We start from the raw sequence: 8364 nt of genomic DNA on the forward strand, positions 1-8364 counted from the left end.
ACCGGATTTCGACTGCCCGGCAACCTGATCGAAGGCGGCCGGGGCCTTGGCTTCCTCGCCATAGGCGAGCGGTGCGTAATCGCCGGTGACCGAACCGAGCGCGAAGGCCGAGCGGATGCGCGCATTGACCTGGTCGCGGGTCAGCCCGGCGCTCTGGACCACCGAGGCCTGGGTCGAGGCATGGGCCTCGCCAGACAGTGCGATGACCGCATCGACCACATCGTCCTCTTCGGTGAAGGCAACGAAAGTGTCGAAGATATTATTGCCCAGACCGAGACTGTCCACCGCATCGGCGATGGCCGCCTGGGTCGGCGTCAGGGTGAAATCGGAGAAGGCCACGTCATTGCGGTCGAGCGTCAGATCGATGGTCGTCTCGGTATAGGAGAGCCGCCCCTCGAGGAAGAGCGAGCCGTTGAAAACGTCATCGGCGAGAACCGCGCCGAATTCGCCTTCGATCTCGCCGGCGGTCATGATCGTGGTGGTGACGCCGAGTTCGAAAGCCATAGCCCCGTCGGAGACGAGGACGACATCGGCGCCCGAACCGATGGTGACGGTGCCGGCCACGTCGAGAACGTCGGTGGAGCTGATATCGACCTGGAAGAAGCCCCCATCCTGGAATTCGGCATCGCCGTCGATGGTCTTGCTGCCGGCCAGCGTGCCGCCCGCGAGAACGGTCATCGAGCCGCCGAAATCCGTATCGACGGACAGCACGCCGCCGCTCACCTCGCCCGTTCCGGTGAATGCCGACCAGTCGCCGGTCAGGCGGGTATCGCCGGCCTCCTGCTTGAGCAGGCCATTGCCCGACACAATGGCGTCGAAACCGTAATTCTCTTCGGTGTGGTTGAAGAGGATGGTGCCGTCGCCGGCGCCAAATTCGATGGTTGCGGCAGCCCCGTCCGCCCCCTTCAGCGAACCCGCGGCCAGTGCCTTCTCGCCGGACGCCGCCCCGATATTGATCACCCCGGTCGAGCCGGCATTTTCAGCGACGACGAAGGTGTCGCCGGCCTCGGCGGCGCCGCCATTGCTGACGGTCAGCGCGCCGTCCGCCCCATCGCCAACGACAATACCTGCCGTGACCAGCCGGGAATCCTTGCCGGACACGGTAAGCGTCCCGTAGCCATCAAGCTCCTTACCTATATTAACTTCATTTCGCGAATACAGATAACCACCATCCAGAACATTCAGCGCTCCGCTACCAGCTACCCCGAGGAAGGCCGTAGTGCCCTGGATTATCATCTTGGAGTCCTTGCCGGATACCGTGACCGTGCCCGTGCTGCCAGGCTGAATGCCGATTTCGAGGAGCTGAGTCGTCTTGGCATAGCCGCCGTCCGAGACGCTCATCACGCCCTCGCCGTAGATGCCTACTTTAAAATTAACCGCCTCGAGCTTCGAGCCCGCACCGGAAACCGTCGCAGTCCCCGACGCCGCACCGAAAGATCCATTCGCACCGGCAGATCCAAGCTCGAGCGAACCGCCGACGACCGTTACCCTGCCGCCATCCAGAACGTTCAGGACGCCCGTGCTACCCACATTGAAACCAACGCGGATCGCGTCATCGGCGTCCCAGGAGCCCGTACCGGACACCGTCACGGTTCCCTTTGCCGCGTCAGAGAACCCCACGACACCCACCCCACTTTTCAGCTCCCCACCGTCTGAAATGGTGAGCGTGGCATCCGACCCCGGACTGACACCAACATTTACCACGCCGCCCTCCAGATCCACCGGCGTGGTGATTTCCTGCTGGTCGTTGTTGTCAACCAACAGGTCTTCGGCGAAGGCCGGACCGGCAGGCAGGGCGATCAGCGCCGTGGAGGCCAGAAGGGCCGCGGCGAGCAGGCTGCGGCCGGCGATTGCGCGCCTCGATGCATCGCGACGCCTGGCTTCGGAGGATGTGGATGTGGCTGAAATCGACTGCATAAGTGTGAATACCCGTCCCTGATCGTTGCTTTCACCGGTCGCCGCCCTGCCCCGCAAGACAGCAGCCCGGGCACCGCGGATTGTCCCGCAGCCTACTTTAGAACGACCTAAACCATGGGTCGCGCACTCACGCGAGATGCGCGCCCGCATTTTTGCGCGGAATGCGAAAAGAATTGCACAGGCTGCAAATCCCCAACCCGGCCACCCGGATGGCTTGATGGTAGTGTCCGCCGCAAATCGACGGTATGACACCAAAAGCCTTCAATTGCAGACCCTGGATCAGATAATGAGCGAATCGAAAGACCGAAAGACCGCAGCGATGCCGAAAGCGATCGTGGCCGGCGACGGCGTCGGCGTGGAAGACGAAAATCCCTTCCACATCACCTACACGTCGGGACTGGTGGCATGGATGCATGCCAATCGGCTTTCGCTCGGCTTCAGCACCTATACCAAGGGCAAGACGGTGCTGATCGGCCCCGGTCCGCGCGGCAACGTGGCCGTCAGCGAACGCAGTTTCGACCACGCCATGGCCCTGCGCGTCACCGAGACCGGCCTTTACCTCTCCACCCGCCACCAGGTCTGGCGGTTCGAGAACGGGCTGGATGCGGGCGCCCATTTCGAGGGCTGGGACCGGCTCTACATGCCGCGCCGCTGCGACGTGACGGGCGCCGTCGACGTGCACGACATCCATCTGGACAAGGACGGCCGCCTTCTGGTCGCCGTCACGCTGTACAACTGCCTTGCCGTTCTGGATGGCAATGGCAGCTTCTCGCCCATCTGGCGGCCGTCCTTCATCGACGTAATGGTCAACGAGGATCGCTGCCACTTCAACGGCTTCTGCATGGAAGACGGCGACCCCGCCTATGCGACGGTGATCGGGGCCAGCAACACCGCTGCGGGATGGCGGGAGCACCGCGCCGATGGCGGCATGGTGATCGACATCCGCACCGACGCGGTGGTGGTCGGCGGCCTCGCCATGCCGCACACGCCGCGCCTCTACAAGGGCGAGCTCTACGTGCTCGAGGCGGGTTCGGGCTGGTTCGGCAAGGTGGACCGCAAGGCCGGAACCTTCGAACGCATCACCTGGTGCCCGGGCTTCCTGCGCGGACTGACCTTCATCGGCGACTATGCGGTGATCGGCCTTTCCAAGCCGCGCAACAAGGTCTTCTCCGGCCTGCCGCTGGACGAGGAACTGAAGACGCGCGGCGTGGAGCCGGAATGCGCGGTCTACGTCATCCGCCTGAGCACCGGCGAGATCTGCCACAAGCTCGCCATCACCGGCGCCGTCGAGGAGATTTACGACACGGCGATTTTCCCGGGCACCCTGCAGCCCATGCTGATCGGCACGCAAAACGAGGAAATCGCCAAATATGTCGCGATCGGCCCGGACAGTTCGGGCCGCGCCTAGCCGACAGTGAGCATCCCCGGACGGGGGATGCCGGCAGAACGGCCTCACCGCAGATCGCGCGCATGCCCTAGCGTCACCGCGCAATTCGTGGTTTAGTTGAGTCTAAATTAGACCGCGGCTCGTCCGCGGCATGAAGGTGCTGGCTTGCCGGGCGGGGCAATGCCGGTGAAAAGCAACGATCAGGGACGGGTTCTCACAGATATGCGTTCGATTTCATTGAAGTCCGGTTCATCCGGCGCGGGGCGTCACGGTGCATCGAGGCGCGCAATCGCGGGCCGCAGCCTGCTCGGCGCCGCCCTTCTGGCCTCCACGGCGCTGATCGCTCTGCCTGCCGGCCCGGCTTTCGCCGAAGACCTGATCGTCGATGGCCGGGACCGGGAAGTCATCAAGGTGCCGGTGGATCTCGATGGCGGCAACGTATTCGTCGGCGTGGATGACGGCGACGATGCCACGCTGACCATAGCAAACGGCGGAGAGCTTGAAAGTTACTACGGCTATATAGGGCTCATTGCCGGGTCGAAAGGCACCGTGACCGTATCGCGAGGCGGTTCGTGGAACGCCGATGGGGCGATATATGTCGGCGCTTACGGCGAAGGCACGCTGAATATATCAAGCGGCGGATTTGTCGAATCATATCAAGACTTTGTCATTGGGTACGGGGAGGTCTCCACCGGCACGGTTACCGTGTCCGGCAAGGATTCCCGGCTGATCGCGAGAAATGACATCAACGTCGGCTCTTATGGCGAAGGCACGCTCAACGTGCTGAATGGTGGTTATGTTCGTACCGATGATGACATCTTTGTGAGCAATAATATTGCCGGCACCGGCACGGTTACCGTGTCCGGCAAGGGCTCGGAGCTATACGCAGCCGATACTGTCGTCGTCGGCAATTACGGCGAAGGCACGCTCGAAGTGCTGAACGGCGGTGATGTCTATGCCAATCGTGGTATTTATTTGGGATTTTATTCCGGCAGCAACGGCACGATTACAGTGTCCGGCAAGGGGTCCCAACTCGGCTCGGACGGAGGGCTTTTCGTCGGTGCAAGCGGCGAAGGCAGGCTCAATGTGCTGGACGGCGGGACTGTAAATGCGGCGGTTGTCGATGTCGGCGGTCAAGGGGGAGCCTATGGCCTCGTCACGATCTCGGGCCGCGGTTCGACGGTGAATACCGGATTGTTCGCCGTCGGCCTGAGTGGCGACGGCACGCTGAACGTGCTGAACGGCGGCTCTGTCAGTGCCGGTGATTTGAAAATCGGCTACATTCAGGGCTCCTATGGCGCCGTCGCGATCTCGGGCCGCGGTTCGAAAGTCGTCGCCAATAATGTGTTCAGCGGCTATAATGGCGAAGGCGCGCTGACCGTGTCCAACAGTGGCGTGGTCGAGGCTGGTGACGGCTTTGTCATTGCATACGGCGCGGATACGAAGGGCACGATCAATATCGGGGCGGCGTCCGGAGAGACGGCGCAGGCGGCGGGTTCGTTGCAGGGGGCCGATGGGGCCGCCGCAACCATCGCATTCGGCCCCGGCGAAGGCACGCTCGTCTTCAATCACACCGATGAGGATTACGATTTCGACGCCGATGTGTCGGGCGAAGGCCTGCTCAAGCACGAGGCCGGCAATACCAACCTGACCGGCGATTGGTCGGAATTCGGCGGGACGGGCGAGATCAGCGGCGGGGTTCTCTCCGTCGATACCGAGTTTCTCGGAACGATGAACGTTCTCGACGGCGGTGCGCTGGCCGGCAGCGGCACAATCAACGGCGATGCCGAATTCGAGGAGGGGGGCTTCTTCCAGGTCGATATCGGCTCCACCGACGTTCTCGAGGTGGACGGCACCGTCACCATCGATTCCGGCGCCGATGTCAGGCTCGTGGCCAAGGGTCCGCTCGCCTTCGAACTCGACACCGCCACCACGATCCTGACCGCCGGCGAGTTCGACGGCGAATTCGGCTCCGTCGTCGAAGACCTGCTGTTCCTCGACGGTACGCTCAGCTTCAACGACGACAGTGTCGAACTGACCGTGAACCGCAACGATGCGGCCTTCTCCGACTTCACCCGGACGCAGACCCAGGGGGCCATCGCCGATGCAATCGAGAGCCTCGGCGCGGGCAACGGCGTCTTCGACGCTTTCCTCGTCCTGAGCAGCCAGGATGATGTGATCGATGCGGTCGTCGCGGTCTCCGGCGAGGCCCATGCCTCGACCCAGGCCTCGGTGGTCCAGAGCGCCGGGCTGACCCGCGACCAGGTCAACGCGCATATCCGCTCGGCCTTTTCGCTCGGTTCGGTCACCGGCGATTACGCACCGCTCGCCTATGGCGAGGAAGCCAAGGCCCCGGCCGCCTTCGATCAGGTTGCCGGGCAGTCGAAAACCGGACGCGGCTACGGCTATTGGGGTCAGACCTATGGCTCCTACGGCAAGACCAATGCCAGCGGCGAGAGCCACACGACCGAACGTTCCACCGGCGGGCTGCTGACCGGTATCGAGACCGGCTACGGCACCGACTGGCTCGCCGGGATCTTCCTCGGCTACAGCCATACCGAGACCGATGTGGACGATCTCAAGTCGCAGACCGGCATGGACAGCTTTACCGCCGGCGCCTATGCCGGCCGTCGTTACGGCGCTTTCCGCGTTCAGTACGGTGCCGCCGCCGGCATCCACGACATCGACAGCGAGCGGAATGTCGTCTTCTCCGGTTTCGACGAGACGGTGACCACGGACTACCGTGCCGCAACGGTCCAGGCCTTCGGCGAGGTCGGCTATACGCTGACTGGCCGGAACGGCTTCACGGTCGAGCCCTTCGCCGGTGCGGCGCTGGTCTACCAATATACCGACGGCTTTACCGAAGAGGGCGGCGATTCCGCCCTGACGGGCTCCTCGGCCTCCACCACGCTCGGGGTGACCACGCTCGGCATCCGCAACGGTTTCGATCTGGGCCGGTTGTCCGGCGGCACGCCGGTCAGCTTCACCAGTTCCATTGCCTGGAACCACACCTTCGGCGACATCACGCCGACCACCGACATGGTCATTGCGGCGGAAAGCCTGCCCTTCACGATCGCCGGCAATGTCGGTGCGCGCGATGTCGGCCTCGTCGGCCTCGGCCTCAACTTCGCCGTCACGCCTGCGATGGATATCGCCATCGACTATACAGGCGCATTCGGCCGCGACCAGCAGGACCATGCGCTGTCGGCCGGGCTGACCGCCCGCTTCTGAGCCCAAAAAACCGGCGGGCCGCCAGCCGCTGCGGCCCGCCGGGGACTTTCGGCAAGACGTCGTCTATCCGGTTGACTGGTGGAGAGAGCAGCGAAAGCTCCGCCCTCACGGTTTCGCCTTGCGCTGTGTGCAAATCTTTTCGCGCTCCGTGCAAATTTCACCCCCTCCCCTAGCGTCACGTCCCGATCCATGGGTCTATGGAGATTCGATCCGTGCGCGGCTCACGTCGCGGCACGTCGAAGAACGCCTTGCGGGGGCAAGGCAGCGCTCGCGGGAGCGATCTGGAAGGGCGGGGTTTCACTTATGCGATCAGCAAGGCATGCTTCACTTGCCTCGATCGACCGGCGTCACGGAACATTTCTTCGCAATGCCGCGGGCCGGCGCCTGATTTGCGCGGCGGGTACGGCTTTTACTGTCCGCCTCAACTTCGCCGACACGTCCGACATGCCGTTCACCATCGGCTCCACCCGCCCTTCACCCAGAGCCGGCAGGACCATGCCCAGCCCGCCCTGCGCTGAACGCCGGGTTCCGTGCCCGGACCAGGGGGCCGGCCAATGAGGCCGGCCGCCAACGACTTTCCGCCGGCGGACAAAATGCCGCCAATTCGGGCATTCGGACCCAAGGCTTTGCAGGAAGACGAAATATTTAGAATTTTATGCAAATCATGCACTCTCCCGTCTCGCGAAGGCGCGATCGGGAGCCGAATCGAGATCAACATGGTCCGCGTTTCCCATCGCGGCACCTCGAAGACCGACTTGCGGGGGCAAGGCAGGGCTTGTGGAAGCGAATTGTAAGGGCGGGGTTTCAAATATGCGATCCGTAAGGCATGCATCACTTGCCTCGACCGACCGGCGTCAGGGAACACTTCTCCCCATTGCCGCCGGCCGTAAGCTGATTTGCGCCGCGCTTCTGGCCTCCACCGCGATGGTCAGCATCGCGACCGGCACTGCCCTTGCCGAAGATCTCGTCATCGATGGCAACGACCAGGAAGAAATCACCGCGCCGAGGAATCTCGATGGCGGTGATCTAGTCGTCGGCGACACGGCGGGATCCGACGCCACATTGACCATTTCAGACGGCGGCCAGCTTGAAAGCGACAACACCCTCATAGGCCATGATGCGGGATCGAAAGGCACCGTGACCGTATCGGGTTCCGGGACATTGAATACGGAAGACATGCTTGTCGGAGACACGGGCGACGGCACGCTGATCATTTCCGACGGCGGATCCGTGACCACCCGCATCGCATATGTCGGCACGGATATCGACACCAGCGGCACTGTGACGGTCACGGGCACAGGTTCGTCATGGACCAATACCGGTCGTTTCAACGTCGGACATGGTGGTAGCGGCACGATGACCGTTTCCGACGGCGGATCGGTGAGCGGCAATAGCGTACAGCTTGGCACGATTGGCAGCTACAGCGGCAGCGGCACTGTGACGGTCACGGGCGCAGGCTCGTCATGGACCAATTCCAGCAATTTCACTGTCGGGCATGCTGGCGAGGGCACGCTGACGGTGAGCGATGAGGGCGTTGCCGGAGCTAGCATCTTCAACATCGCACGTTTTTCAGGCTCCACAGGCACGCTCATTATCGGGGCGGCGTCCGGCGAGGACGCGCAGGCGGCAGGTTTCCTGCAGGGCGCCGACGGGGCCGCCGCCGTCATCGAATTCGGCGTCGGCGACGGAACCATCGTCCTCAATCACACCGAAACGGATTACGAGTTCGATGCCACGGTATCCGGCGACGGCCTGTTCAAGCAAGAGGCCGGCAATACGCATCTGACGGGCGACTGGTCGGGCTTCACCGGAACCGGCGAGATCAGCGG

At 63.2% G+C, this 8364-nt stretch carries 2 protein-coding genes and 2 pseudogenes; 3 read left to right on the top strand and 1 reads right to left on the bottom strand.

Going from position 1 to position 8364, the window contains the following annotated elements; genetic code table 11:
• Positions 1-1917, bottom strand: a pseudogene (locus E2A64_RS17685) (hypothetical protein); the annotation flags it as partial.
• A 286-nt stretch (positions 1918-2203) separates the two neighbouring features.
• On the opposite strand from E2A64_RS17685, the gene E2A64_RS17690 reads away from it, so the two are divergent.
• From E2A64_RS17690 to E2A64_RS17700, 3 genes and pseudogenes are all read left to right on the top strand, one after another.
• The gene (locus E2A64_RS17690) at positions 2204-3325 is read left to right on the top strand and encodes a TIGR03032 family protein (RefSeq protein WP_158285798.1); all 1122 of its coding nucleotides are present in this window, start codon (positions 2204-2206) and stop codon (positions 3323-3325) included.
• A gap of 201 nt (positions 3326-3526) precedes the next feature.
• Entirely contained in the window at positions 3527-6535 is a 3009-nt protein-coding gene (locus E2A64_RS17695; protein WP_158285799.1) for an autotransporter outer membrane beta-barrel domain-containing protein, read from the top strand.
• 810 nt (positions 6536-7345) lie between these two features.
• A pseudogene (locus E2A64_RS17700) lies at positions 7346-8364 on the top strand (hypothetical protein); the annotation flags it as partial.

This window comes from Pseudohoeflea suaedae, assembly GCF_004354915.1.
Taxonomy (GTDB): Bacteria; Pseudomonadota; Alphaproteobacteria; order Rhizobiales; family Rhizobiaceae; genus Pseudohoeflea; species Pseudohoeflea suaedae.

Coding starts and splice junctions, on each gene's coding strand:
- E2A64_RS17690 (WP_158285798.1), top strand. CDS start 2,204: ATGAGCGAATCGAAAGACCGAAAGACCGCAGCGATGCCGAAAGCGATC.
- E2A64_RS17695 (WP_158285799.1), top strand. CDS start 3,527: ATGCGTTCGATTTCATTGAAGTCCGGTTCATCCGGCGCGGGGCGTCAC.